Genomic DNA, 24,810 nt, shown 5'->3' with positions numbered 1-24,810 from the left:
CCATGAGCAGGCCAAACGCGCAGTCCATGAAGCCCGCCACGGCGGCGAAGAAGCTGGACGTGTACTTGCCCGCGACACCTGCGGAGTTCCAGGAGAACGCGATCACCAGGGCCGAGCTCGCCGCCCTCCAGGAGGACCCGCCGCAGTGGCTCAAGGAGCTCCGCAAGAACGGGCCGCACCCGAAGAACCTCGTGGCGGCCAAGTTGGGTATCTCGATCGCCGGCCTCGCGCGCGGCGGCGTCGGGGATGCGCTGACCACCGAGCAGATCGATCAGCTGCTCGAGGAGAAGCCGGAGTGGCTGACCGCCGAACGCGAGAGCTACCAGAACGTGCTACAGGAGCAGCGCCGCCTGAAGGCGCTGCGCGCGGAGCAGGCTCGCGACGCCTAGACGTCGAATGGCCAGTTATCGCACGTTCTTTCGCGGTACGCGGGTAAGAACTGGCCACTGGACGACCGACAACTCGAGCGGTGACATATCGAGTGCTGCTTCCTTGTCTCCGCCGTTCCACAAGCGGGCGACTCCACGCAGTCGACCGCGGTACGCACCCCGACCCGATCGGCGAGGCTGACGACGACTCTGCCAGTGGCACATCCAGCACGAGCACCACTTCTGGCCGGTGAAAGTCCACTCCCATCGGCAGCAGCCGGGACCTGTGGTCCAGCCGGCTTCCAGATCAGGAAGGGAGCAGAGCGCCGGGTCACCACCACAGAGGTGCACCGGGTGATGCGTTACTTCATCTCGGAGCAGGCGGACGGCGAAGGGAGCGTGAGCATCGGTGCGAGACATGCGGATCCTCGGAACTGGGGCAGCCCCACCGAGTCCGCAGATCCGCTGCGGGGCAGGGCTACCGCGGTCTCCTGAGACCGCCGGCCGAGGTTGTGCGCATGAGCAGGAACGCTACTCCACCGGGATGACATCGTCGGAAAGTTCCGTGTGGAGCAGTAGCCGAAGTGCGGCAGACTACGAGACGTGACAGATTCCGTGCGAGCCACGTACGCGGTCGTCAGTGACGACCCGGAGTACGCCGGCACGACCTACGTCCTGGACGACCTCGACGACGGCGTCTTGATCTACCTCGAATACCCCGACGGCAGCGCGCTCGATGCCGGCTACCTCTACGAGGAAGACGTGGAGGGCCTCAGCGAGAGCGAGTTGCTCGCGGAGGTCGACCAGGCGCTCCGCGACGGTCAACTGCCGCCGCGCGGCGAAATCGTGACACCGAGCTGACCCGACACTCAACGAGATAATCGTTCGCAAGGAACCAGTAATGGACGAGACGACAATCCACGAGCTCTTCGGTGACTGGAGCAACGAATACTGGGGCCGGGCAGCAACTGTCGACACTGACTACGTCCCCGACTGCGAGGCGCAGGAATGGGTGGAGAAGTTGGTGACCGAAGCTCTGGCGGTGCTGGCGAACATCGGCATCCAGGTGACCCGCACATCCCTGCGCACGGCCGACGACAAGATTTACATCGCTCTCGACGGTCAGGAGATCCTGGCACGTGACATCAACAACGACTGCCTCGACGCCGTCCACGCTGTCCTCGGTCGTCTCGAAGAGATCGCCGCGGAGCGCGGCCGACGCGAACGCTGGTACGTGTGCGGAGCCCCGGTCGGTTCTGCGTTCTTCGTCAGCCCCGAGGAGCTGATCACCTCAGCTGGGGTTGATGTGCGACAGCTGAATATCGGCGAACACTGGCACCAGATCACCTCGAAGTGGTAGGACGTCCCACGACTACGCCCTGACGCAATGCAGGCTCGGTGTCTGCATCTCCACAGCGATCTCCTCAGCCGATGCCGGCCGCCGATCCCACGCCTCCAGCGACACACAGATCGACCGCTTCCCCGACCGTCGCTGGTCCGAGTGTGTGTGTCCGTGGATCAACCACATCCCGAGGTTCGGCAACTGGTATTGGTCGAAGTTCTTGCGCGAGAACCTGTCCGGGACGTCGGCGTATGGGAAGTGGCTGAGTATCACGCCTTCACCGCCCACCTTCGTCCGCGCCACCTGCTGCACGCTGGCGAACACAGCGGCATAGTCGGCGAAGCGCTTCTGCGCGCCCCGGTACATCGGATGCACCGGGTCGTGGTTACCGGTTACGAGGTGCATCGGCACCCGCAGCGTGCTCAGCTGCGCCAGAGCCGATTCCATGGACGCCACACCGCCGGCGCAGATGTCGCCGAGCGCCCACAACGTGTCGTGCTTCGGATCGAGCCGATACAGCGGCGCCATCACTGCGGCGTCGTGCGCAGCCACGGTGTCGAACCCGCGCAAACCCGCCAGCTTCGGGTGCGCGAGGTGCAGGTCGGCGGTGAAGAAGTCCACGCGCGCACGGTAGCTGGCAAGCCCGATACGTGGCGACCGAGTTTCCTGCCCCGCTGGAGGCATAGCGACAGAGTTTGGCCACGTTGTCGGTGCCGTAGGCATTACCGCCATTTGCGCACTGCAAGTGCCCGGGTTCACGTAAATTGACGCTGCCTTCAATCATCGACACCCGAAAGGACCCCAATGACCGCCAGCGCCATGGGCCGCACGCTTCTCTTGCTCGGACTAGGAATGGTCATCGGCGCAACAACTATCCACGCGCCCGTCGCCAATGCCGAAATTCCTCCCAACTGCGAGAATCGCCCGTGGGGCTTCCTCGGGTCGGAGACGCGTCAGATCTGCGACCAACCGATCCGCCCCGACGGGTCCTGGACACGGCACCGAGTCATCGGAGTTCCCCGCCACTATCAGAACCCGACCAGCAGCTGCTCCAACTCCTATTGGGGCAGCAACTGCACCTATTACCCCGGCGGCTGGGTCGAAGACAAGGTCAGGAGTGATGACACCTACGAGGTGCGTGCCGACGACGTACTTCCCGACGAACCCGGGCACATGCCCGACCCGGCACCGGCTCCGCCCGCGCCCCCAGAAGCGCCAGCGCCCTAGCGCCGTTTCCGCATGCAGGCTCAATCCGACTGTCGCTGCAGGTTTTTCGAGCGGGGCAGGCCATTTGCCGGCCCCGCACTGTCTAGCCTTCTGGGTAGAAAAGGAACAGCACACACCCCACCGCGGATTGCGGTATATGCCACGACCCGGCCGGGGCGTGCAGGAATGTGCCTGCGGCGTAGTCATTCACGCCGTCGTTGAAGACCCCGGAGACAACATAGACCTCTTCGGGGCCCGGGTCGTGTAGGTCTTCACCGACCCAGACGGCACCCGGCGCAATGGTCGTGACCGCCGCCTTGGCACCGTTGACACCCTGCCAGAGCAGTTGGACGGTGATACCTGGAGAGACTTCGATCGGTTCGACGTCCGTAGTCGACTTCCACACATATCCAGGCGCGTTGGGACCGAACGACGCAACATCACCGCTTATTGTCATATGTGCACGAACCCTGCGCGCCGGCTCACAATTCCCGAACCCTCGGGCGTACTGCGGCGGACGGTTGGCCGACGCCACGATCACGCCATGCGCGACGCTACCGGTCGAACATGTCGCTCACGCGGTCGAAGAAGCGATCGATGCGCTGCTCCAGCCGCGTGCCTTTGCCCCACTTCTCCCACAGGTAGATCAGTCCGAATATCGCGACAACGATGCCGAGAACCAGAGCGGTGACAAGGATGGCCTCAACGGTCGTCGACATCGGAACATCTTCGCGTACACGGCCCTACCCTGCGGCCACGCGGCCGAGCCCGCGGACGTCAGCTCTTCCGGCCGAAAAGCGGCACGCCCTCGTACGGGTTCCAACTGGTGCTGCCGCGGGTGACGTGGAGGAAGTAGGCCCAGTTCGCGGTGCTGGAGTAGAGCACGCCGATTGCGGCGCCGTAGGCGGCCGGCGGGAAGGTGAGGTTCAGGGTCAACTCGATGAGCGCGATGATGAAGCTCAACACGAACGAAATGCCGAAGATGCTGAGGCCCTTGCGCCAAGGCCCCTTGATAGCGAAGTAGATCGGGCCGAAGAAGAACGCCGGACCGTTTGCTCCGAGCCGCATCCGCTGTCCGAACGAGAGCTGCTTGAACGCGGCCTTTGCCTCGGGCGAGGACGCGGGCTGGCCGTAGCGTGAGAAGAAGTCGAACCGGCTGCGCCACTTCTCGGGCACCTCGAAGGCCGCCGGGCCCGGCGCGGGCGCCCCATACGGGTTCGGCGCCCCATAGGGGTTCTGCGCCCCGTATGGGCTCTGCGGGTCATGCGAGTACTGAGGAGGAAAGCTGTTGTCGGTCACCGCGCGATAATAGCTGTCGAGTGAGACTCGGTGTTTGCCTGCGGCGCTGCCATTCCGGCACCTGCCCCAGAGTGGCGGTCTCTACGCGCTGTGTGCGCCGCAGAGAATCGGTTCACCACTCACCGTCGTCGCCTTCGTCGTCGTCCTCAAGCGGCGGGCGCGGCTTGCGCATCACCGACACCGCCCAGATCACGCCGCCGATCAGCGCCGCGACGACAGCCAAGAAGAGCAGCTGTCCCGCCAGGTATGCCATCGTCATTCCTCCTCGGAGCCGCTCAGCACGGAGCTTCGTCGCGACCGTTTGCGGCGAGCGTCTCCGTCACCGCGGCGAGGACACGATCGGCCGGCCGGTCGACCTGCAATTCGTGTGCGATGCCAATCCCCCAACCGGCGAAATCCCTGGTCGTGAGGTTACCGTACGACTTGCACAGCGCCAGGCATGAATTCGCTCGCAATGCTCGCTACCGAGCCCGATTCCCATTCGGGACATCAGCTTCCGGCCCGGCAGGCGGCCCCGAAAAAAGAAGCAGGCCAGGGAACGTATTCCCCCTGGCCTGCTTCTCAGTTAGAACGCGCCTACAACATGCAGGAGACGCAACCCTCCACCTCAGTGCCCTCCAGCGCCATCTGGCGAAGCCGGATGTAGTACAGCGTCTTGATGCCCTTGCGCCAGGCGTAGATCTGCGCCTTGTTGACCTCGCGGGTGTCGGCGGTGTCCTTGAAGAACAGCGTCAGTGAAAGACCTTGATCCACATGCTGAGTCGCCGCGGCGTAGGTGTCGATGATCTTCTCGTAGCCGATCTCGTACGCGTCCTGGTAGTACTCCAGGTTGTCGTTGGTCAGGTACGGCGCCGGGTAGTAGACCCGGCCGATCTTGCCTTCCTTGCGGATCTCGATCTTCGACGCCACGGGGTGGATCGACGACGTCGAGTGGTTGATGTAGGAGATCGACCCGGTCGGCGGGACGGCCTGCAGGTTCTGGTTGTAGATGCCGTGCTTCTGCACCGACTCCTTCAACTGCTTCCAGTCGTCCTGCGTCGGGATGTGGATCTCCGCATCGGCGAAGATCTGCCGGACCTTGTCGGTGGCCGGCTCCCATACCTGATCGGTGTACTTGTCGAAGAACTCACCGGAGGCGTACTTGGAGTCCTCGAACCCGCCGAAGCTCGTACCACGTTCGATCGCAATGAGATTCGATGCCCGCAAGGCGTGGAACAGCACGGTGTAGAAGTAGATGTTGGTGAAGTCGATGCCCTCTTCGGAGCCGTAATGAATCCGTTCGCGGGCCAGGTACCCGTGCAGATTCATCTGCCCCAGGCCGATCGCGTGCGAGCTGTTGTTGCCCTGTTCGATCGACGGCACCGACCAGATGTGCGTCTGATCGCTCACCGCGGTCAACGCCCGGATGGCCACCTCGATGGACTGGGCGAAGTCCGGTGAGTCCATCGTCTTCGCGATGTTCATCGACCCCAGGTTGCACGAGATGTCCTTGCCCACCTTGGAATAGGACAGATCGTCGTTGAACTCCGAGGCAGTGGAGACCTGCAGGATCTCCGAGCACAGGTTGGAGTGGGTGATCTTGCCGGCGATCGGGTTGGCCCGGTTCACCGTGTCCTCATACATGATGTACGGGTAGCCGGACTCGAACTGCAGCTCGGCCAGCGTCTGGAAGAACTCGCGCGCCTTGATCTTGGTCTTGCGGATCCGGCCGTCGTTGACCATCTCGTGGTACTTCTCGGTCACCGAGATGTCGGCGAACGGAACGCCGTAAACCTTCTCGACGTCGTACGGCGAGAACAGGTACATGTCCTCGTTCTTCTTGGCCAACTCGAAGGTGATGTCCGGGATCACCACGCCCAGCGAGAGCGTCTTGATCCGGATCTTCTCGTCGGCGTTCTCACGCTTGGTGTCGAGGAACCGGTAGATGTCGGGGTGGTGCGCATGCAGGTACACCGCACCGGCTCCCTGGCGGGCTCCGAGCTGGTTGGCGTAGGAGAACGAGTCCTCCAGCAGCTTCATGATCGGGATGACGCCCGAGCTCTGGTTCTCGATGTTCTTGATCGGGGCGCCATGCTCACGAATGTTGGTCAGCAGCAAGGCCACTCCGCCACCGCGCTTGGACAGCTGCAGCGCAGAGTTGATGGAGCGCCCGATGGACTCCATGTTGTCCTCGATGCGCAGCAGGAAGCAGGACACCGGCTCGCCGCGCTGCTTCTTGCCCGAGTTGAGGAAGGTGGGCGTGGCCGGCTGGAATCGGCCGTCGATGATCTCGTCGACGAGCTTCTCGGCCAGCTCGGTGTCACCGGCGGCGAGAGTGAGCGCGACCATCACCACGCGATCTTCGAAGCGCTCGAGGTAGCGCTTCCCGTCGAAGGTCTTGAGCGTATAAGAGGTGTAGTACTTGAACGCGCCCAGGAAGGTCGGGAACCGGAACTTCTTGGCGAAGGCCCGATCCAGCAGTGACTTCACGTAATTGCGGCTGTACTGATCGAGCACCTCGCGCTCGTAGTACTCCTTCTCGATCAGGTAATCGAGCTTCTCGTCCTGGCTATGGAAGAACACCGTGTTCTGGTTGACGTGCTGCAGGAAGTACTCCCGCGCGGCGAGCACATCCTTGTCGAACTGAATCTTGCCGTCGGCGTCGTACAGATTCAGCATCGCGTTGAGCGCGTGGTAATCAGTCTCGCCGGGCAGGGCGTGCCCGGGGTTGGTTACAGGCTCTGCAGCTGTGACGGTTGGTGGCACGTCTGGTCCTTCCAAAAGTCTTTCAACCCCGCACGGACAGCGTCAACGTCGTCCGGAGTTCCCATGAGTTCGAATCGATACAGGTACGGCACACCGCATTTCCGCGAGACAACGTCGCCCGCGTAGGCGAACTCCGCACCGAAGTTGTTGTTGCCCGCGGCGATGACACCGCGGATCAACGAACGATTGTGTTCATTGTTCAGAAACGCGATGACCTGCTTGGGCACATAGCCGCCGTTGTTGATGTCGGGGGTGGCACGGCCGCCGCCGTAGGTGGGAAGGATCAGAACGTAGGGCCCGCTCACCTCGATACGGCCGCGCAGCGGGATCCGGGTGACTCGGTCGTCGGGCCACTGCAACTTCTGGACGAAGCGGTGGGTGTTTTCCGAGACACTGGAGAAGTAGACGAGGTGGCTCATCGTGTTCTCCGTCCTCCCCCGTGGTGATTACATTCCGTTACGCAGTGGCCGCGACCGTGCTGAGTGTCTTGATCCGATCCGGACGGAAGCCCGACCAGTGCTCGTTGCCGGCCACGACAACCGGGGCCTGCAGGTAACCGAGCGCCATGACGTAGTCACGGGCCTCGCTGTCGAGGGTGATGTCGACCTTCTCGAACGCGATGCCCTGCTTCTCCAACGCCTTGTAGGTGGCGTTGCACTGCACGCATGCGGGCTTGGTGTACACGGTGACGGTCATCTTCGGTACGGCTCCTCTTGCGGAAAGTGAACAAACTAGACAGGTGACTGGCAACTGATCGGGTCTTACGTTTTGCTTAAGTTCAGCGACCTTCGGGCCGCCAAAATTCCTGCCGGTCGAAGCCGCTCCCCGGCTGGTCTTGAAACCGACCCGGCCGGATTCGCTGCGCTCCGGCCGGCTCCCGAACTGTGGTGGCCTGTCGGTCTCCCAGACACTACACCTAGTGGCCGACAGTTCGAAGTCATACAAGATGTTCTGAATAACATTTCTGAAATTCCCAGGTCGTAAGCTTGCCAGCAACCACGTGCACGGCGTGTCGCACTCGACTTGACAGACCGTGTCGCGCCGCACCACTAGATGTACCACCAGCCACCGACAAAGTGGCCTGGCACACACCGAGGCGTCCCCCAATAGCAAAGCCGCCGGCCGGGTCGGAGTGACCCAGCCGGCGGCAAGATTTTGCCGGAAAGCGGCGCGAACGGCAAAACGCGAAGACGAACGCTCAGCCGACCTCAACTGTGAGCTTGCCCACAATGTCGCGCAGCGCTTCGGCGACCTCAGCGTTCTCCCTCGGATGCTTGCCATCGAGCGCCTTGGCCGGCACCGAGAGCTTGAGATCCTCGACCACGCGCGGCCCGGCGATGCCGAAGGACTTGCGCGTCTCGTCGTGCGCCCACACGCCGCCGTACTGCCCGAGCGCGGCACCCACCACCGCGAGCGGCTTGTCCTTGAGCGCACCGTTGCCGAACGGCCGGGACAGCCAGTCGATCGCGTTCTTCAACACACCCGGGATGCTGCCGTTGTATTCGGGCGTAACGACCAGTGCGGCGTCGGCCTCGGCGGCCGCCGCCCGCAGCGCGACCACGGGCTCGGCCACATCCGCGGTGTCAATGTCCTCGTTGTAGAACGGCAACTCCCCCAGCCGATCGAAGATTCGCAGTTCCACGCCGTCGGGCGCCTGCTCCACCGCCAACTCGGCGAGCTGCCGGTTGATCGACGCCGCACGCAGACTTCCTACCAACACCAGGACCTTGACATCGGCCATGTTCACCACTCCTTGTTCGTCTGACCCGATTCTTGCAACGATCAACCGGACTGTGGTCCGATTAATTCCACCTGAGTTAAAGTGCAGTTGTGGCAGCCTCCGACCGCCCGACCCAGCTCGCGGGCATCGACCAGGTGCCACAGGAACGCGGCGATGCCGCTCGAAACCGCGCCCTTATTCTCGATGCCGCGCGCCGGCTCATCGCCGAACGCGGGCCCGACGCGGTCAGTACCGACGATATCGCGGTCGAGGCAGGCGTCGGAAAAGGAACGGTGTTCCGAAGGTTCGGTAGCCGTGCGGGGCTGATGATGGTGCTGCTCGACGAGGACGAGACCGCCGAACAGAACGCCTTCATGTTCGGCCCACCCCCACTGGGGCCCGGCGCGCCCCCGCTGGAGCGGCTGCTGGCCTACGGCGCGGATCGGCTCCGGTTCGTGCACTGCCACCAAGCCCTACTGTCCGACGCCATCCGCGATCCCGCCCTGCGCTACACCGGCCCGTTCACCCTGCACCGCACCCACGTCCGGATGCTGCTCGAAACCGCGGGCACCACAGGTGATCTCGATGCCCAAACCGACGCCCTGATCGCGCTGTTGAACCCCGACTACCTGGCCCACCAGCTCTCCCTCGGCCGCAGCCTCGACGAGCTCACCGCGGCGTGGCAGGACACCGCCCGCAAGTTGTGTGGCCACTAGCACCATGACCGCTTGGGTGCTGCACGTCGACCTGGACCAGTTCCTGGCGTCGGTGGAGCTGCGCCGTCGCCCTGAACTCGAGGGCCTGCCCGTCATCGTCGGCGGCAGCGGTGATCCGACCGAACCCCGCAAGGTGGTCACCTGTGCGTCGTATCAGGCGCGTGAGTTCGGTGTGCACGCCGGAATGCCGTTGCGCACCGCGGCACGCAAATGCCCCGACGCCACCTTCCTACCGTCGGACCCTGACGCTTACGACGCGGCGTCCGAGCAGGTGATGGGTCTGCTGCGCGATCTCGGCCACCCGCTGGAGGTCTGGGGTTGGGACGAGGCCTATCTGGGGGCCGACGTGAGCGATCCGGTCGAGCTGGCCGAGCGCATCCGCACCGTGATCGCCGCCGAAACCGGGCTGTCCTGCTCGGTCGGCATCAGCGACAACAAACAGCGCGCCAAGGTCGCGACCGGGCTAGCCAAACCCGCGGGCGTCTACGTGCTCACCGAAGCCAACTGGATGTCGGTGATGGGTGACCGTCCGCCCGACGCGCTGTGGGGCGTCGGCCCCAAGACCACCAAAAAGCTTGCCACGCTGGGCATCACCACGGTTGCCGATCTGGCCGCCACCGATGCCACCGTGCTCACCTCGGCGTTCGGGCCCAGTACGGGGCTATGGATCCTGTTGCTGGCCAAAGGCGGTGGCGATACCGAGGTGAGCTCCGAGCCCTGGATTCCGCGATCACGCAGTCACGTCACCACGTTCGCCCAGGACCTCACCGAGCGCAGCGAGATGGACGAGGCGATCCGCGAGCTGGCCCTTCGCACGCTCGACGAGGTGGTCGAGCAGGGCCGCATTGTCACCAGAGTGGCGGTCACGGTCCGCACCGCGACGTTCTACACGCGCACGAAGATCCGCAAGCTGAGTTCGCCCGGCACGGACGCCGGCGTCATCACCGAGGCCGCGTTGGCGGTGTTCGATCAGTTCGAGCTGGACCGACCGATCCGGCTGCTGGGCGTACGGCTGGAACTGTCCATGGATGACGGCAAATCCGAGCGTCCCATCGGCCCGGTTGTCACCGCCGACCAATAACCTCGACCCCATGATGCAGACCATCGCCATTCGGGGCTACCGCTCATTGCGGGAGGTGATCCTGCCGCTGGCCGAACTCACGGTGGTCACCGGCGCCAATGGCACCGGCAAGTCATCGATCTACCGCGCGCTGCGGCTGCTGGCGGACTGCGGGCGGGGCCAGGTGATCGGCTCACTGGCCCGGGAGGGGGGCCTGCAGTCAGTCCTGTGGGCTGGGCCCGAACAGCCGAACGAACAGACCCAGGGCACCACCCGGACCCGCCCGGTGTCGCTCGAACTCGGCTTCGCCGCAGACGATTTCGGGTATCTGGTGGACCTGGGCCTGCCGCAGATGGCTGGATCGGGAGGCGAGCCGTCGGCATTCGCCCAGGATCCCGAGATCAAACGCGAAGTGGTGTTCGCCGGACCGGTGCTGCGCCCGGCCTCGACGCTGGTGAGCCGCACCCGCGAATACGCCGAGGTGGCCGCGCAATCAGGCCGGGGGTTCGATGAGCTGACGCGCTCGCTGCCTACCTACCGCAGCGTGCTCGCCGAATACGCACACCCGGACGCGCTGCCGGAACTGTCGGCCGTCTCGGACCGGCTGCGCGACTGGCGGTTCTACGACGGATTCCGGGTCGACGCGGGAGCGCCTGCCCGCCAGCCCCACGTCGGTACCCGCACCCCGGTGCTCTCCGACGACGGCTCAGATCTGGCCGCGGCAGTTCAGACGATCGTCGAAACGACCTTCGACGATCTGGCCCGCGCGGTGGCCGATGCGTTCGACGGGGCCACCATCTCGGTCGCGGTCAACGACGGGCTGTTCGATCTGCAGCTGCGTCAACGCGGCATGCTCCGCCCGTTGCGCGCCGCCGAATTATCTGACGGCACACTGCGCTTCCTGTTGTGGGCCACGGCGCTGGCCAGCCCCCGGCCACCATCTCTCATGGTGCTCAACGAGCCCGAGACATCCTTGCACCCCGATCTGGTCCGACCACTGGCCTCCCTCATCAAGACCGCCGCGAAACAGTCCCAGGTGGTCGTGGTGACGCACTCACGTGCACTGTTGGATTTCCTGGAAACCACGCCCGCAGCCGACGAGCAGCCGAGCACGGCGATCGAGGTGGAGCTCTACAAGCAATGGGGTGAAACGAAGGTGGAAGGGTTCGGCATGCTCAACACGCCGTCCTGGCATTGGGGAAAACGCTAGGGCTGCACGGATTTCGGCCGCAACGCCCGGCTGAACAGCACGTTGACCTGTCGCATCGCCACGCTGTAGGGCCACCACGCGGTGCGTTTGAACGCGTACAAGGCACGGATGTCCACCGAGGTGTAGATCAGGAAGCGGTTGCGTGCCACCCCGGCCAGGATCTTGTCGGCGGCCTTCTCCGCGGAGATCGCGTGGCCGGCGAACCGGTCCACCCACTTCTGCACATTCGGGTCCTCCCGATCCACACCGGCGATCTGAACCGTCTGCACCAGACCGGTTTTCACCGCACCTGGCACCACTACCGACACCCCGATGCGGTGCCGCGCCAGGTCGAAACGCAGCACTTCACTCAACCCGCGCAACCCGTACTTGCTGGCGCTGTAGGCACTGTGCCACGGCAACGCGACGATGCCGGCCGCCGAGGACACATTCACCAGGTGCCCACCGCGGCGGGCCTGCACCATCGGCGGCAGGAACGTCTCGATCACGTGGATCGGGCCCATCAGGTTGACGTCGATCATCGAGCGCCAATGTTGATGGGTGAGTTGGTCGACGGTCCCCCAGGCCGACACTCCGGCGATGTTCATCACCACGTCCATCGCCGAATGCGCCGCATGGATGTCGGCACCGAAGGCCGCCACCTGGTCGTAGTCGGAGATGTCCAGCGCCCGGTGTGCGGGCACCTGGGCGCCCAGCGCCCTGGCATCGGCAACGGTCTGGGCCAGCCCGACTTCGTCCCGGTCGGTCAGGTACAACTCAGCGCCCCGAGCTGCCAGGGCCAGCGCGGTGGCCCGGCCGATGCCGCTGGCGGCGCCTGTGATCAAACACCTCTTGCCACGAAAGTCGGCTCGGCCGTTACCCGCGGTATCACTCCCCATAGCGGTGACCTTACCTGTGACGCTAACCCGCTTGGCCACCCCACAGTGCGTTGAGCCACAGTCGCTCGACCACGTCGACCGCGCGGGCCGGGTCGGCGCCCCGCCCGACAAAGGCCGAGTCGTGCGACAGCGTCATCGCCGTCGTCGCCACCAGGGTGCGTACCAGCGCCGGGAGGTCGTTCGAGATCGGGCGGGCACCCGCATCCTGTTCGACGAGGCCGACGATCTGACCGATCACGGCGTCCTCGTAGTCGTTCATCAACTCCCGGATCTGGGCGTCGGTGTTCTGAGCGACGGTGCAGGCAGACATGATCGGGTCGTTGGTGGCGAACACGGTTGCCGCACTGCCGACCATCCGCTTGGCGAAAGCGGCAGGTGTTTCACCGGCATCCCGGGGCGCGTAGTTGTGCGTCAACGCGGCGAGTTGTTCCATCGCGTCGGACACGATCACGGCCAGCACCGCGTACTTCGAATCGAAATAGAAGTAGAAGCCCGATCGGGCCACCCCGGCGCGTTCACTGATGGTGCTCACCGACAAATCGGCGAACGACTGCTCCTCGAGCAGGTCCCGCACGGCCGCCACGATGGCCTCGCGTTGCCGGTCACCCCGGCTGCGACGGGCCTGCGGACGCCCGGTGGAGCCGCTACTGCTCCCCGGTATCGATTCGGCGGTCATGGCACTAGACCTTTGCACCGCGACGCGCCAGTTCAAAACTTGACATGCGTCAAGTCTGACAGCCAGGATGGCCTCAAGTGGTGACATCGACCACACTTCGTCAGGCTTTCAATGGTCAGGAGCGGCCCATGGCAACCATCAGCACCCCGCATTACCTGCTCGATCAGGCCAAGCGCCGGTTCACCCCGACGCCCAACACATTGCCGGGCATGGGTGCGCTGGAGAAGAGGCTGAAGGCCAAGGACTGGGACCAGTTCGTGTTCGCAGAACCGCCGGCCGGCAGTGGCCTCAAGCCGATCCTCGGTGACTCCGGTTTGCCGATCATCGGCCACATGATCGAGATCTTCCGCGGGGGTCCCGACTTCGTCCTGGAGCAGTACCGCAAGTACGGACCGCTCTACTACGCCCAGTCCCCCGCGCTGTCATCGGTGATGGCGCTGGGTCCCGACGCCACCCAGGCGGTCTTCTCCAACCGCAACAAGGACTTCTCGCAGCGGGCCTGGGATCCGGTGATCGGCCCCTTCTTCGAGGGCGGCCTGATGCTGCTCGACTTCGACGAGCACATGTTCCACCGCCGGATCATGCAGGAGGCGTTCACCCGCACGAGACTGAGCGGCTACATCCCCCACATCGACTCGGTGGCGTCGACCGTGCTGGCCGATGACTGGGTGGCCGACGACCCGCGGTTCCTGTTCCACCCGGCGATCAAGGAGCTCACGCTCGATATCGCCTCCGAGGTGTTCATGGGCGTTGCCGCCGGCACCGACCGCGCCCTGGTCACCACGGTGAACAACGCGTTCACCACCACCACCCGGGCCGGCAATGCGATCGTTCGGACGGCGGTTCCGCCGCTGAAGTGGTGGCGCGGGATCCAGGCGCGCAAAACCCTCGAGGAGTACTTCGCCAGCCGCATCGGCGAGAAGCGGCGGTCGGAGAGCACCGACATGTTCAGCGTGCTGTGTCACTCCGCCGACGAGGACGGACAGACCTTCACCGACGACCAGATCATCAGCCACATGATCTTCGTGATGATGGCTGCGCACGACACGTCCACCTCGACGATGACGACGATGGCCTATCACCTGGCGGCCAATCCGGAATGGCAGGAACGCCTGCGCGACGACTCCGCGCGTATCGGCGACGGACCGCTGGACTTCGAGTCACTGGAGAAGCTGGAAACCTACGACCTGGTGATCAACGAATCACTGCGGATGATGACGCCGCTGCCGTTCAACTTCCGCGAGGCCGTGCGCGACACCGAACTGCTGGGCTACTTCATCCCGGCCGGGACGAGCGTGGTGACCTGGCCGTCGATCAACCACCGGTTGCCCGAGCTGTGGACCGACCCGGACAAGTTCGACCCGGACCGCTTCGCCGAGCCGCGCAGCGAGCACAAGCGGCACCGCTACGCGTTCGCCCCGTTCGGCGGTGGCGCGCACAAGTGCATCGGCATGGTGTTCGGCCAGTTGGAGATCAAGACCGTGATGCACCGGCTGCTGCGGCGTTACAAGCTGGAACTCGCCAGCCCGGATTACCGGCCGCACTACGACTACGGGGGCATGCCGGTACCGATCGACGGTATGCCGATCGTGCTGCGCCCGCTGCACTGAGGCATTCGATGACCGATTGGCCGGTTATTGCACGGTTTCCTGGAATTTGCGTGCAACAACTGGCCATTCGGCGCTGACAGGCAGCAATCAGGCTTCCATCAGCCGGTTGGCACAGGCGATCACGGCGTACAGCGCCGACTGCTCCGGATCATCGGCGAGCCCCATGGCCCACTCGCTATGCAGGCCGTCGCAGCCTTCGATGAAAGTCGCGGTCCGACCGCCGGTGGGCAGCTGGTGAAACGACATGGTCTCGACCGTGATCCCCCGCGCGTAGAGCATCTCGGTGAGTGCGGCGATGGGCCCGCTCGCGGCCGCGGTCAAGGTACTGATGGTGTCGCCCAAGGCCAACGTGGCCTGGTAGTGGCGAGCCTGCGGCCCCAGCCTGCTGGCTGAACGCTCCGTATCGGTGCAGGTCCACTGGCCCAGTTTCAACACTCCCGGGCCGGCCGCGTATTCGTCCAGGAACTGGTCCCAGGAGGCGGTCTGGCCGGCTTCGCGCAGGCCACGCGGCAGCGGGTCGGTGAAATGGGCCGCGAACGACGACTGCGGAGCGGTTTCAGGAGAGGTGTGCATGTGCCGGTCTTCTCTGGTTAGAGGAAGTGACCGACGGAAGTAGCGAACGACCCACAGCGAGGGGTCGGTCTGATCAGACCCCGCTGCGGGTTGCTACTACGAGTCGCCTTGGCACGTTGGCGATGCTAGACGCAGCCCGGCCGGTCACGCAAACACTTTGAGTACGTAGTGTCGGCGGAGTGGGGACGGCATGAGCGTCGGTGAGGTCGTCCTGCTCGTCCTGGCCGGTATCGGCGGCGGACTCACCGGCAGTATCGCCGGACTGGCCTCGGTGGCCACCTATCCCGCACTGCTGCTCATCGGCTTGCCTCCGGTCACCGCCAACGTGACCAACACCGTGGCGTTGGTGTTCAACGGCGTCGGTTCGGTGCTGGGGTCGCGGCCCGAGCTCGCCGGGCAGGGGGCGTGGATCAAACGGATCATCCCGGTCGCGGTGGCCGGTGGGGCACTCGGCGCGGCCCTACTGCTGTGCACACCGGCCGAGGGCTTCGAGAAGGTCGTCCCCTTCCTGTTGGCGTTCGCATCGGTGGCGATTCTGCTGCCGCGTGGCCGCCAGCGGGAGTCGCGGGTGGCCGATCACCGTGAGCATCGGATCAAGGTGGCCATGGAGGCCGGGGCGATCTTCCTGATCACCATCTATGGCGGCTACTTCGGTGCCGCGGCCGGAGTGCTGCTGCTGGCGCTGCTGCTGCGGACCGGCGGTGCGACGCTCGCGCATGCCAACGCCGCCAAGAACGTGATCCTCGGTGTAGCCAATTCGGTTGCCGCGGTGGCGTTCATCGTGGTTGCCCCGGTGTACTGGCCGGCCGTCATCCCGTTGGGCGCCGGGTGCCTGATCGGCTCACGCCTGGGCCCGGTGATCGTGCGGCACGCACCCGCCGCTCCGCTGCGATTCCTGATCGGCGCGGCGGGCGTGGCCCTTGCCGTCAAGCTCGCGCTCGACACGTACTGAATTCCCCCGCGCGGATTACTCGGGACTACTCGAACGGGTTGTCCCCCTTGGCGACCCGAGTCCCCAGCGCGAGGAGGTTCTCCGCCGACGCGTGAAGTTGCTCGCCGGCGTCGCGGCTGGCCCGCCCGGCCAGGTACCGCGACCAGGTGCCCTCGATGACGATGCCGAGTTTGAAACAGGCCAGCGCCACATACCAATCCAGCCGGTCGGTCTGGCGACCCCCGGCGGCGCGGTAGGACGCTATGAGTTCACTGCGGTGGGCCAGACCGCCGAGGGCGGCCAGCGCCGACCCCGCGTTGATCGGATTGGGATCGTCGGGCCAGCACACCAGCATCCACCCGAGATCGAGCAGTGGATCGCCGATCGTGCCCATCTCCCAATCGATGAACGCGGCCAGCTCGGGGGTGTCCCGGCGCAACAGGACGTTGTTGAGGTGCGCGTCGCCGTGCATGATGCCGGGTTCAGCGTCCGGTGGGCGGTTGTCCTCCAGCCACTGCGCCAACTCCCCCACGCCCGTCAACGATTCGGGTGAATACTGCTCATGCCGGTAGCTGTCGAGAAGCCCCAGGAATTGCGGAACCTGCCGGGCCAGAAAGGATCCCGGCCGGCGGATCGCGGCGAGTTCGCTGTTCTCCCAGGCGACGTTGCCCAGTTCGGCGAGGCTGCCGGCATACGACAATCCGACGCGGTAACGCAGGTCGGCATCGGCCTCATACGCCGGACTCACCTCGGTACCGGGGTTGAATCCGTCGACCTCCTCCATCAGGTAGAACACGACGCCGATGACGTCGAGGTCGGTGCAGGCGGCGATGAATCCTGGATGAGGCACGGCTGAACCGGCCAGCGTGCGCAGCACCGCGATCTCCCGCAGCATGGTCTTGTCACTGGTCGGACGGGGGTGTAAAGGCGGCCGCCGCAACACCATTCGACGACCGTCGACGCTCATGCCCACCACGATGTTCTGGGTCCCGCCGGTCAGCGGTGCCACGTCGGTCAGGGTCGTTCCGATCCGCTGATCCTGCAACCACCGCTGAATGGCGTCCTGATCGGTGGCACTGAGTGACGGCAGTTCCTGAACATCGTCGGGCATGCAGTCATGGTGCCAGCTGCCCCGGTCGCCCAGGGTGGTTCGGCCGATCAGCGTACGTCTACCACTGTCAGCAGGTATTCCCACGGCATCGTGGAATCGGTGAGGAACCGGTCGCCGAGCGCGGCGATCTCGGCGTCCAGTGCCGCGACCCGATCGGTGTCTGCGGCGATGGCCCGGTAGGCCGAGATGGTCGGGCCGTAGTTGGCCTTGAAGTGGTCGCGGAACGCGGCGCCGTCGGTGAACGCGGTGACCTCCAGTTGCCGCCGCTCACAGGTCAACTCGCCGACCCGGTCCCCCAACAGGGTGCGCACATACTCCTCGTCTCCCCACCGCGGCGGCGGGGACACCCCCGGTGGCGGCGCCGGCACGTACGGCTTCATGGTGGCGAACAGCTGCCCGATGAAACCTTCAGGCGTCCAGGCGATGAGACCGATCCGCCCACCCGGACGGGTCACGCGCAGGAGTTCGTCAGCGGCCCGCTGGTGGTGCGGGGCGAACATCACCCCGATGCAGGACAACACAATGTCGAAGGAGTGGTCGCCGTAGGGCAATGCCTCGGCGTTGGCCTCTCCCCAGTCGATCGCCACTCCGGCTTCCGCTCCGAGTTGACGTCCCTGTTCGACCAGTTCCGAGCACAGGTCGCTGGCGGTCACCCGCGCACCGGTCGCGGCAGCGGGGATGGCGGCGTTGCCGGTGCCGGCAGCCACGTCCAACACGCGGTCACCGGGCCCGACGCCGCTGGCTGCGACCAGCACGGGGCCCAGCGGGCGCACGATGTTCGCGGCGATCGCCGCGTAGTCTCCGAGCGCCCACAGCGCCCGGTGTTTGGCCTCAAGCTCACTGTCGGCGATCGTGACGTTCATGGCCAGACTCCCATCGTCCATTTCTCCGGTCGGTTCCATCGTCATCCCGCGAGGTGCGGCCATTCCAGTACCAGATCTGTAGTGGGCCAGGTTCTGGATCTGTACTGGCTTCCGGGCCACGACAGCGGTGTACTTAAGACACTGCGCACTCTCCCGGGGAGGAAGACCGCCGATGTCGACATATGGCCAGTTCTGTCCCGTGGCCAAGGCCATGGAGTTGCTCGACGAACGCTGGACCTTGTTGGTGGTCCGAGAACTACTGCGGGGCAGCGCCCACTTCAACGATCTGCGCCGCGGTGTGCCGAAGATGTCCCCGGCACTGTTGTCCAAGCGGCTGAAATCGCTGACCCGCGCCGGGGTGATCGAACGCTCCGAAATAGACGGGCGCACAAACTACTCCCTCACTCCATGTGGCCAGGAACTCGCCGGCGTGGTCGATGCACTCGGGTCGTGGGGCGTGCGGTGGATCGGTGAGCTCGGCGAGCAGGATCTCGATCCGCACCTGCTGATGTGGGACATGCGCCGCACCATCCCCATCGGGGACTGGCCGCGCTCGCGCACCACGATCGCGTTCGTCCTCGACGGTGTCGCGCCCAAGTCGTCGAGGTGGTGGCTGACGGTCAGCGACGGGCAGGCCGACGTGTGCGATTTCGATCCCGGCTACGAGGTGGCCGGCACCGTACAGACCCACCTGCGCACTCTGATCGAGATCTGGCGCGGTGACGCCGGGTGGGCGCGTGCCGTGCTCGATGGCAGTGTCGCCTTGTCAGGCTCCGCTGACGTCCGCCGGGCTATCCCGAAATGGCTGGGCCAGAGCACTGCGGCTGCGATTCCGCGGCCGGCCTGAGCGGTCAGTCCAGGATCCGGCGGGCGACGTTGGTGGTGACAAGGTCCAGGAGTTCGTCGGCACGCCCCGCGAGGATCGTGCGGATCGCGTAGAGCGAGAACCCCTTGGCCTGCTCGACCGTGATCGCCGGCGGTATCGACAGTTCCTGGCGGGCGGTTAGCACGTCGATGACGGCGGGGCCGTCGTGGGCGAAGGCATCGGCAATGGCGCGCTCGAGGTCTGCCGGTTCGGTGACCCGCCGGCCGAACACGCCCATGGACTGAGCGACTGCGGCGAAGTCAGGATTGACCAGGTCGGTGCCGAACGTGACGATGCCCGCGGCCTTCATCTCGAGCTCGACGAAATTCAACGACGAGTTGTTGAAGACGATCAGCTTGACCGGCAACCGGTTCTGGATCAGCGTCACCAACTCACCGAAGAGCATCGTCAGACCGCCGTCACCGGCCAGTGCGACCACCTGCCGGCCCGGGAACGCCGTCTGCGCGCCGATCGCGTGCGGCAGCGCGTTGGCCATGCTGCCGTGGTTGAACGACCCGACCAGCCTGCGCCGACCGTTCATGGTCAGGTAGCGAGCCGCCCACACCACCGGGGACCCCACGTCGCAGGTGAACACCGCATCGTCGGAAGCGAGCCGGTTGGCAAGCGCAGCAACATATTCCGGCCGGATCGGGGTCTTGTCGCGATCGTTGACGGCGAGCGAATCGAGGGTGGAGCGCGTCTTGCGGTAGTGGCGTAACGACCGGTCGAGGTGCTCCCGGTTGGTCTTGGGCCGCAGCAGCGGCTGGAGTGCGGCCAGCGTGTCGGCGACGCTGCCGCGCAGGCCGAGGTCGATCGGGGTGCGGCGGCCCAGATTGCGGCCGCGGATGTCGACCTGGATGACGGTGGCGCCCTCGGGATAGAACTGCTGATACGGGAAGTCAGTGCCCAGCATCAGCAGGGTGTCGGCCTCCTTGATGGCCTTGTAGCCCGAGGCGAACCCGAGCAGTCCGGTCATGCCGACGTCGAAAGGGTTGTCGTACTCGATGAATTCCTTGCCGCGCAACGCATGAACGATCGGGGCCTGCAGGGCTGACGCCAGTTCGATCAGGGCGTCGTGCGCACCGGCCACGCCCGCGCCGCCCAGGATCGTGACGCGCTCGGCGCTGTTGAGGATGTCGGCGGCCCGGCGCACCGACTCGTCGTCCGGGCGCACGATCGATCGGGTGGGCCGCACCGGGCGTGCCGTCCAACCGGTCTCCCCCGCACGCTGCAGGAAGATCTCACCGGGGATGACGACGACGGCGACGCCGTTCTCCTCGACGGCCGCTCGCATCGCCATCTCCAGGATGCGCGGCGCCATCTCGGGAGTGCTGACGAGTTCGCAGTAGACGCTGCATTCGCGAAAGAGGTCCTGGGGATGGGTTTCCTGGAAGTACTCCGACCCGATCTCGGTGCGCGGAATGTGGGCGGCGATCGCCAGCACCGGGACGCGGCTGCGCTGCGCGTCGAATAGTCCGTTGATCAAGTGCAGGTTGCCCGGCCCGCAACTACCCGCACACACGGCCAGTTGCCCGGTCAGTGCGGCGTCAGCGGCCGCGGCGAACGCGGCGGTCTCCTCGTGCCGGACGTGCTCCCAGGTGATCTCGCCGCTGCGCCGGATGGCGTCGGTGAAGCCGTTGAGGCTGTCGCCGGGAAGACCGTAGACCCGTCGTACCCCGCTCAACGTCAGGGTGGAGATGACCTGGTCTGCAATCGTCGCCATGACGCCTCCCCGGTATGCGATTCCGGCGTGATCGGTGACGCTGGGCGCCCTCGATCACGCCGGATTCACTCTACTTGGGGGCGAAGCGCTGGCCGGCGTCCAGACGCAGGCACTGGCCGTTGAGCATCGGGTTCTCGGCGATCGCGACGGCGAGCTTGGCGTACTCCTCGGGCTTGCCCAACCGCTTGGGGAACGCGGCGTCCTTGGTCAGCACCGCGGCGAACTCGTCGGGGATGCCTTCGGTCAGTCCGGTGGCGAACAGGCTCGGCGCGATGGCCAGCACCCGGATCCCCAGGCTGCCCAGGTCGCGCGCCATGGTCAGGCACATCCCGGCGATGGCCGCCTTGGACGCGGTGTAGGCAACCTGACCGATCTGACCCTCGAACGCCGCGATCGAGGCGGTGTTGATGATGACGCCGCGCTCCTCGGCCTCGGCATCGACCGGCTCGTTCTTGCTCATGTGCCAGGCCGCCAGCCGGCTGATGTTGAACGTGCCGATCAGGTTGAGGTCGATGGTGGAGCGGAACGAGTCCAGGCTGTGTGGACCGTCCTTCTTGATGGTGCGCTCACCGATGCCACCACCTGCGGTGGTCACGATGATGTGCAGGCCACCTAGCGCCGCGACGGCCTCTTCCAGCACCTTTTCGGTGCCGTCGAAGTCGGTGACGTCGACGGGGAAGAACGAGCCGCCGATCGCGTCGGCCACTTCCTGCCCCTTGGACTGGGGCCGGTCCAGCACAGCCACGCTGGCGCCACGCTTGGCCAATGCCTCAGCGGTGGCCCGGCCGAAGCCCGACGCGCCGCCGACGACGATCGCCTTCTTGCCTTCGATCTCCATCTAGCTTCCTTTCCAAAAATGACCGAAATCGTAAAGCAACCTATCCCATCAACCCTTCCGGTAAGCCTTTCGGGTTCCCCCTTTTTTTCTTCCTCTTCCGGTTCCCCTGCACCGCGACCGTGCATGCCTGTTCCCTGACACGCCGCATGTCGCCGGCATTCCGCGCTCCCTCACCGTCGACGAGCGTGCGAAAAACCCTCGACGCCGCCCCACGACCCCGTTAAGTTCGCCTGCCATGACACCTGCCCAGCACTGGCGCGACCGATTCCGCGAATCCCTGCTGTCCGCGCGCAAGTCCCGCGACGCCACCAGCGTCACCGCGATCCGATCGGCGTTGAGCGCCATCGACAACGCGGAGACGCCGCAGGCCGACCAGACCGATACCCGCATCGGCGGACCGATCGCGGGTGCGGTGTCCGGAGTGGGCTCGACCGAGGTCGCCCGCCGGGCGCTCAGTGATGACGAGATTCGCGGCCTCATTCAGGCCGAGGTCGATGAACGACTCACGGCGGCAGACCAATACATCGCGAACGGGCATCACCAGCGGGCGGCGGATCTGCAATCGGAGGCCGCCGTCCTGACGCAGGTGCTCAGCCAAACCCCGGAGGTTGTCTGAGCCCCGTGGCACGCTGAGGGCGTGTTGCTCGCCGACGTCACCGCCGCATCCGCCGACATCGCGGGGACGTCGGCGCGGCTGGCCAAGATCGACCGCATCGCCGCCCTGCTGTCGGTGGCCGCCGCCGAGGGCGACGCCCGCACGGTGGCGGTCACGGTGTCCTGGCTGTCCGGAGAGCTCCCCCAACGCCAGATCGGCGTCGGATGGGCGGCGCTGCGTTCACTGCCGGCACCGGCAGAGGACCCGGGGCTGACAGTGGACGGGGTCGACGAGCGGTTCACCCGGATCGGCGCGGTCTCCGGGAAGGGCTCACAGGCCCTGCGCGCCGAATTGGTGCGGGACCTTTTCGCCACAGCCACGGACACCGAGCAGACCTTCCTGCGCCGCCTCCTCGGTGGCGAGCTGCGTCAGGGCGCCCTGGCCGGGGTGATGGCCGACGCCGTGGCCCGGGCATCCGGCATCCCCGCGGCCGAGGTCCGCCGCGCCGCCATGCTCGCCGGTGATCTACCCGCGGTGGCCGCCGCGGCGCTGACCGGTGGCCGTACCGCCCTGACCGACTTCGCTTTGCAGGTCGGTCGCCCGGTCGGGCCGATGCTCGCACAGACCGCGACCGGTGTCACCGATGCGCTCGAACGCCTCGGCGGCACAGCGATTCTGGAGGCCAAGCTCGACGGCGCCCGGGTACAGATCCACCGCACGGGATCACAGGTGTCGGTGTTCACGCGCAGCCTCGACGACGTCACCCACCGGCTGCCCGAGGTGGTCGAGGCGACGCTGGAATTGCCGGCCACGGATCTGATCGCCGACGCCGAGGCCATCGCTCTGCGTCCGGACAATCGCCCGCACCCCTTTCAGGTCACCGCCGCCCGGTTCGGCCGCAAGACCCCGAATGATCTCGAACCGCTTTCGGTGTTCTTCTTCGACCTGCTGCACGTCGACGGCCGGGATCTGCTCGATCTGCCCACCGACCAGCGGCTGGCCTCCCTCGACGCGCTGGTTCCGCAGGACCGCCGCGTCGATCGCGTGGTTACGTCGGACACGTCGGTCGCGCAGGAGTTCCTGCACCGCACCCTGGCCGCCGGCCATGAGGGCGTCATGGCGAAGTCACCGACGGCACCGTATGAGGCTGGCCGCCGCGGCGCCGGCTGGCTCAAGGTCAAACCCGTGCACACCCTGGACCTGGTGGTGCTGGCCGTCGAGCAGGGGTCGGGGCGGCGCACCGGCAAGCTGTCCAACATCCACCTCGGCGCGCGCGATCCCGACACCGGCGGATTCTTGATGCTGGGCAAGACCTTCAAAGGCATGACCGACGCGATGCTGGCCTGGCAGACCGAGCGCTTCCGGGAACTGCAGGTCGATGACGACGGCTGGGTGGTCACCGTCCGGCCGGAGCAGGTCGTCGAGATCGCCTTCGACGGGGTCCAGCGGTCGAGCCGCTACCCCGGTGGCGTCGCGCTGCGCTTCGCCAGGGTCTTGCGTTATCGCGACGACAAGACCCCGGATCAGGCGGACACGATCGATACCGTGCGGTCGTATCTCGCCAGCCCGTGACCACAATCGGTCTCCCATGCGAGGCAGCGTCGTCGAGAATGGCGACGTGGACAATCGGGAGCCCGAGAAGCAGATGGCAGGAGTGCGTGCTCTGCTCATGGAGTGGGACGCCATCGGCGTTGCGGACGCCGTCGAATGCCAAGACGAGTACGACTGCATGATCGGTCCGCTTCTCGGCCACATTCGGAGCGGAGCCGACGCCGTGTTCCTGCACGGCTGGATCGCACGCGAACGAGTCGACCACTTCGGCCTGAACCCTGATTTCGGCGCAGATCGCAAACTGGCAGAGGCGCTCGTTTCCTGGCGCGACGGCGAGTAGTCCGATGGGCGAATTCACCGCCGAGGACTACGAGTCCATCGATCGGGCATCCCGCGAACTCCACGCTCGCGGATGGCGCAAGGCATTCACGGTGAATGAGATGTTCGCTGCATGGGCTTCACTCGTCGCAGAAGTCGAGCGGGGCTACGACCAGATGGCGTATGAGTACACCAACGACATGGCTTGCCGGGACTGGCTTGCCCTCGTGTGGCCGATGCTGACCGACCGCGTCCGTGGCGCACGCGTTGGGGAGCTGGAGGCGCTCGACGCCCGCTTCCGCGCCGCAACGGTGGACGACGGAGGCCTCGCAATTGGCAGGTTCTACCGCATCGAGAACAAGGACGGCTGGTGGTGGCATCGCCGGCCGATCAACGTCGCGGGCGAGTTTGCGGCTGACATCGCAGCCAACTGACTTCGCGGGGCTTGACCGCGTGATGCTGACGCGGCAGACCGAGCACGATCGACACCGTGCGCGCATTCCTCACCTGACCTGCCGACGATTTCCCGGTTACGGTTCGGAAACCGGGATTCGATGCCGCGCGGTTTGGCGCGATGAAAAGATCACAGACGACGCGTATGACACTGGGTGA

The 24,810-nt window shown here is 65.6% G+C and carries 30 protein-coding genes; 14 read left to right on the top strand and 16 right to left on the bottom strand.

The features are described from left to right. The first annotated feature begins 2 nt into the window (after positions 1-2). The 3 genes from ACZYZ7_RS00290 (at position 3) to ACZYZ7_RS00280 (ending at position 1,728) form a co-directional block, all read left to right on the top strand. Positions 3-389: a DUF5997 family protein gene (locus tag ACZYZ7_RS00290; protein WP_450068667.1), complete on the top strand. Its 387-nt coding sequence runs from the start codon at positions 3-5 to the stop codon at positions 387-389. Between the two features lie 582 nt (positions 390-971). After that, positions 972-1,229: a hypothetical protein gene (locus tag ACZYZ7_RS00285; RefSeq protein WP_463740018.1), complete on the top strand. Its 258-nt coding sequence runs from the start codon at positions 972-974 to the stop codon at positions 1,227-1,229. Positions 1,230-1,269: 40 nt separating this feature from the next. Then, on the top strand, positions 1,270-1,728 hold the full coding sequence (locus ACZYZ7_RS00280) for a hypothetical protein (protein ID WP_463740017.1): 459 nt from the start codon (positions 1,270-1,272) through the stop codon (positions 1,726-1,728). Positions 1,729-1,740: 12 nt separating this feature from the next. Here ACZYZ7_RS00280 and ACZYZ7_RS00275 read toward each other — a convergent pair whose 3' ends face one another. Further along, positions 1,741-2,331, bottom strand: a complete 591-nt coding sequence (locus ACZYZ7_RS00275; RefSeq protein WP_463740016.1) for a metallophosphoesterase family protein — start codon at positions 2,329-2,331, stop codon at positions 1,741-1,743. 183 nt (positions 2,332-2,514) lie between these two features. Here ACZYZ7_RS00275 and ACZYZ7_RS00270 point away from each other — a divergent pair, with 183 nt between their 5' ends. Next, entirely contained in the window at positions 2,515-2,937 is a 423-nt protein-coding gene (locus ACZYZ7_RS00270; RefSeq protein WP_450068663.1) for a CDGP domain-containing protein, read from the top strand. Positions 2,938-3,019: 82 nt separating this feature from the next. On the opposite strand, the gene ACZYZ7_RS00265 is transcribed toward ACZYZ7_RS00270, so the two are convergent. From ACZYZ7_RS00265 to ACZYZ7_RS00230, 8 genes are all read right to left on the bottom strand, one after another. Then, positions 3,020-3,373: a cupin domain-containing protein gene (locus tag ACZYZ7_RS00265; protein WP_450068662.1), complete on the bottom strand. Its 354-nt coding sequence runs from the start codon at positions 3,371-3,373 to the stop codon at positions 3,020-3,022. 97 nt (positions 3,374-3,470) lie between these two features. Beyond that, positions 3,471-3,635, bottom strand: coding sequence for a hypothetical protein (locus tag ACZYZ7_RS00260; protein WP_450068661.1), 165 nt, complete (start codon positions 3,633-3,635; stop codon positions 3,471-3,473). Positions 3,636-3,693: 58 nt separating this feature from the next. Then, a complete protein-coding gene (locus ACZYZ7_RS00255) occupies positions 3,694-4,215 on the bottom strand; it encodes a DUF2628 domain-containing protein (RefSeq protein WP_463740015.1) in 522 nt (173 codons plus the stop codon). A gap of 112 nt (positions 4,216-4,327) precedes the next feature. After that, the gene (locus tag ACZYZ7_RS00250) at positions 4,328-4,468 is read right to left on the bottom strand and encodes a hypothetical protein (RefSeq protein WP_450068659.1); all 141 of its coding nucleotides are present in this window, start codon (positions 4,466-4,468) and stop codon (positions 4,328-4,330) included. A gap of 323 nt (positions 4,469-4,791) precedes the next feature. Further along, on the bottom strand, positions 4,792-6,909 hold the full coding sequence (nrdE, locus tag ACZYZ7_RS00245) for a class 1b ribonucleoside-diphosphate reductase subunit alpha (protein WP_463740529.1): 2,118 nt from the start codon (positions 6,907-6,909) through the stop codon (positions 4,792-4,794). A 17-nt stretch (positions 6,910-6,926) separates the two neighbouring features. Then, a complete protein-coding gene (nrdI, locus tag ACZYZ7_RS00240) occupies positions 6,927-7,379 on the bottom strand; it encodes a class Ib ribonucleoside-diphosphate reductase assembly flavoprotein NrdI (protein ID WP_450068657.1) in 453 nt (150 codons plus the stop codon). Between the two features lie 37 nt (positions 7,380-7,416). Then, on the bottom strand, positions 7,417-7,656 hold the full coding sequence (locus tag ACZYZ7_RS00235; RefSeq protein ID WP_450068656.1) for a redoxin NrdH: 240 nt from the start codon (positions 7,654-7,656) through the stop codon (positions 7,417-7,419). Positions 7,657-8,158: 502 nt separating this feature from the next. Then, a complete protein-coding gene (locus ACZYZ7_RS00230; RefSeq protein ID WP_450068655.1) occupies positions 8,159-8,701 on the bottom strand; it encodes an NAD(P)H-dependent oxidoreductase in 543 nt (180 codons plus the stop codon). An 89-nt stretch (positions 8,702-8,790) separates the two neighbouring features. Between ACZYZ7_RS00230 and ACZYZ7_RS00225 the strand changes: the two genes are divergently transcribed. The 3 genes from ACZYZ7_RS00225 to ACZYZ7_RS00215 are packed head-to-tail and all read left to right on the top strand — an operon-like array spanning position 8,791 to position 11,666. Further along, complete coding sequence (locus ACZYZ7_RS00225) at positions 8,791-9,396, top strand: TetR/AcrR family transcriptional regulator (RefSeq protein ID WP_463740014.1); 606 nt, start codon at positions 8,791-8,793, stop codon at positions 9,394-9,396. Positions 9,397-9,400: 4 nt separating this feature from the next. Further along, positions 9,401-10,477: a DNA polymerase IV gene (locus ACZYZ7_RS00220; RefSeq protein ID WP_463740013.1), complete on the top strand. Its 1,077-nt coding sequence runs from the start codon at positions 9,401-9,403 to the stop codon at positions 10,475-10,477. 10 nt (positions 10,478-10,487) lie between these two features. Beyond that, positions 10,488-11,666 (top strand): AAA family ATPase, encoded by a 1,179-nt coding sequence (locus ACZYZ7_RS00215; RefSeq protein WP_463740012.1) that lies wholly within the window; start codon positions 10,488-10,490, stop codon positions 11,664-11,666. On the opposite strand, the gene ACZYZ7_RS00210 is transcribed toward ACZYZ7_RS00215, so the two are convergent. Further along, on the bottom strand, positions 11,663-12,544 hold the full coding sequence (locus ACZYZ7_RS00210; protein WP_135453491.1) for an SDR family oxidoreductase: 882 nt from the start codon (positions 12,542-12,544) through the stop codon (positions 11,663-11,665). The two genes, ACZYZ7_RS00215 and ACZYZ7_RS00210, sit on opposite strands and share 4 nt — an antisense overlap. A gap of 22 nt (positions 12,545-12,566) precedes the next feature. Then, complete coding sequence (locus ACZYZ7_RS00205; RefSeq protein WP_450068652.1) at positions 12,567-13,220, bottom strand: TetR/AcrR family transcriptional regulator; 654 nt, start codon at positions 13,218-13,220, stop codon at positions 12,567-12,569. Between the two features lie 128 nt (positions 13,221-13,348). Between ACZYZ7_RS00205 and ACZYZ7_RS00200 the strand changes: the two genes are divergently transcribed. Next, entirely contained in the window at positions 13,349-14,830 is a 1,482-nt protein-coding gene (locus ACZYZ7_RS00200; protein WP_450068651.1) for a cytochrome P450, read from the top strand. An 87-nt stretch (positions 14,831-14,917) separates the two neighbouring features. On the opposite strand, the gene ACZYZ7_RS00195 is transcribed toward ACZYZ7_RS00200, so the two are convergent. After that, positions 14,918-15,403, bottom strand: coding sequence for a 2-isopropylmalate synthase (locus ACZYZ7_RS00195; RefSeq protein WP_450068650.1), 486 nt, complete (start codon positions 15,401-15,403; stop codon positions 14,918-14,920). 190 nt (positions 15,404-15,593) lie between these two features. Here ACZYZ7_RS00195 and ACZYZ7_RS00190 point away from each other — a divergent pair, with 190 nt between their 5' ends. Continuing rightward, positions 15,594-16,355, top strand: coding sequence for a sulfite exporter TauE/SafE family protein (locus ACZYZ7_RS00190; RefSeq protein WP_135453485.1), 762 nt, complete (start codon positions 15,594-15,596; stop codon positions 16,353-16,355). Between the two features lie 25 nt (positions 16,356-16,380). Here ACZYZ7_RS00190 and ACZYZ7_RS00185 read toward each other — a convergent pair whose 3' ends face one another. Both ACZYZ7_RS00185 and ACZYZ7_RS00180 read right to left on the bottom strand, forming a co-directional pair. Beyond that, positions 16,381-17,445, bottom strand: coding sequence for a phosphotransferase family protein (locus tag ACZYZ7_RS00185; protein WP_450068649.1), 1,065 nt, complete (start codon positions 17,443-17,445; stop codon positions 16,381-16,383). Between the two features lie 47 nt (positions 17,446-17,492). After that, entirely contained in the window at positions 17,493-18,308 is an 816-nt protein-coding gene (locus tag ACZYZ7_RS00180) for a class I SAM-dependent methyltransferase (RefSeq protein WP_463740011.1), read from the bottom strand. Between the two features lie 172 nt (positions 18,309-18,480). Here ACZYZ7_RS00180 and ACZYZ7_RS00175 point away from each other — a divergent pair, with 172 nt between their 5' ends. Continuing rightward, the gene (locus tag ACZYZ7_RS00175; RefSeq protein WP_135453482.1) at positions 18,481-19,155 is read left to right on the top strand and encodes a winged helix-turn-helix transcriptional regulator; all 675 of its coding nucleotides are present in this window, start codon (positions 18,481-18,483) and stop codon (positions 19,153-19,155) included. Positions 19,156-19,159: 4 nt separating this feature from the next. Here the strand turns inward: ACZYZ7_RS00175 and poxB are convergent, their stop codons facing one another. Further along, on the bottom strand, positions 19,160-20,896 hold the full coding sequence (poxB, locus tag ACZYZ7_RS00170; protein WP_450068648.1) for a ubiquinone-dependent pyruvate dehydrogenase: 1,737 nt from the start codon (positions 20,894-20,896) through the stop codon (positions 19,160-19,162). 70 nt (positions 20,897-20,966) lie between these two features. Continuing rightward, positions 20,967-21,734 carry an SDR family NAD(P)-dependent oxidoreductase gene (locus tag ACZYZ7_RS00165; protein ID WP_090424937.1) on the bottom strand — a complete coding sequence of 256 codons (768 nt, stop codon included), beginning with the start codon at positions 21,732-21,734 and terminating at the stop codon, positions 20,967-20,969. A 235-nt stretch (positions 21,735-21,969) separates the two neighbouring features. Here ACZYZ7_RS00165 and ACZYZ7_RS00160 point away from each other — a divergent pair, with 235 nt between their 5' ends. From ACZYZ7_RS00160 to ACZYZ7_RS00145, 4 genes are read left to right on the top strand one after another with little or no spacing between them, the layout of a single operon-like run. Continuing rightward, positions 21,970-22,350 carry a GatB/YqeY domain-containing protein gene (locus ACZYZ7_RS00160; protein WP_463740010.1) on the top strand — a complete coding sequence of 127 codons (381 nt, stop codon included), beginning with the start codon at positions 21,970-21,972 and terminating at the stop codon, positions 22,348-22,350. A 21-nt stretch (positions 22,351-22,371) separates the two neighbouring features. Then, positions 22,372-23,901: an ATP-dependent DNA ligase gene (locus ACZYZ7_RS00155; RefSeq protein WP_463740009.1), complete on the top strand. Its 1,530-nt coding sequence runs from the start codon at positions 22,372-22,374 to the stop codon at positions 23,899-23,901. Positions 23,902-23,917: 16 nt separating this feature from the next. Next, entirely contained in the window at positions 23,918-24,220 is a 303-nt protein-coding gene (locus ACZYZ7_RS00150) for a hypothetical protein (RefSeq protein ID WP_463740008.1), read from the top strand. A gap of 4 nt (positions 24,221-24,224) precedes the next feature. Further along, a complete protein-coding gene (locus ACZYZ7_RS00145) occupies positions 24,225-24,632 on the top strand; it encodes a hypothetical protein (protein WP_135453479.1) in 408 nt (135 codons plus the stop codon). The last annotated feature ends 178 nt before the right edge of the window (positions 24,633-24,810 follow it).

The organism is Mycobacterium sp. IDUB_17, assembly GCF_055419465.1.
This window is presented reverse-complemented; position numbering and strand designations above follow the sequence as displayed.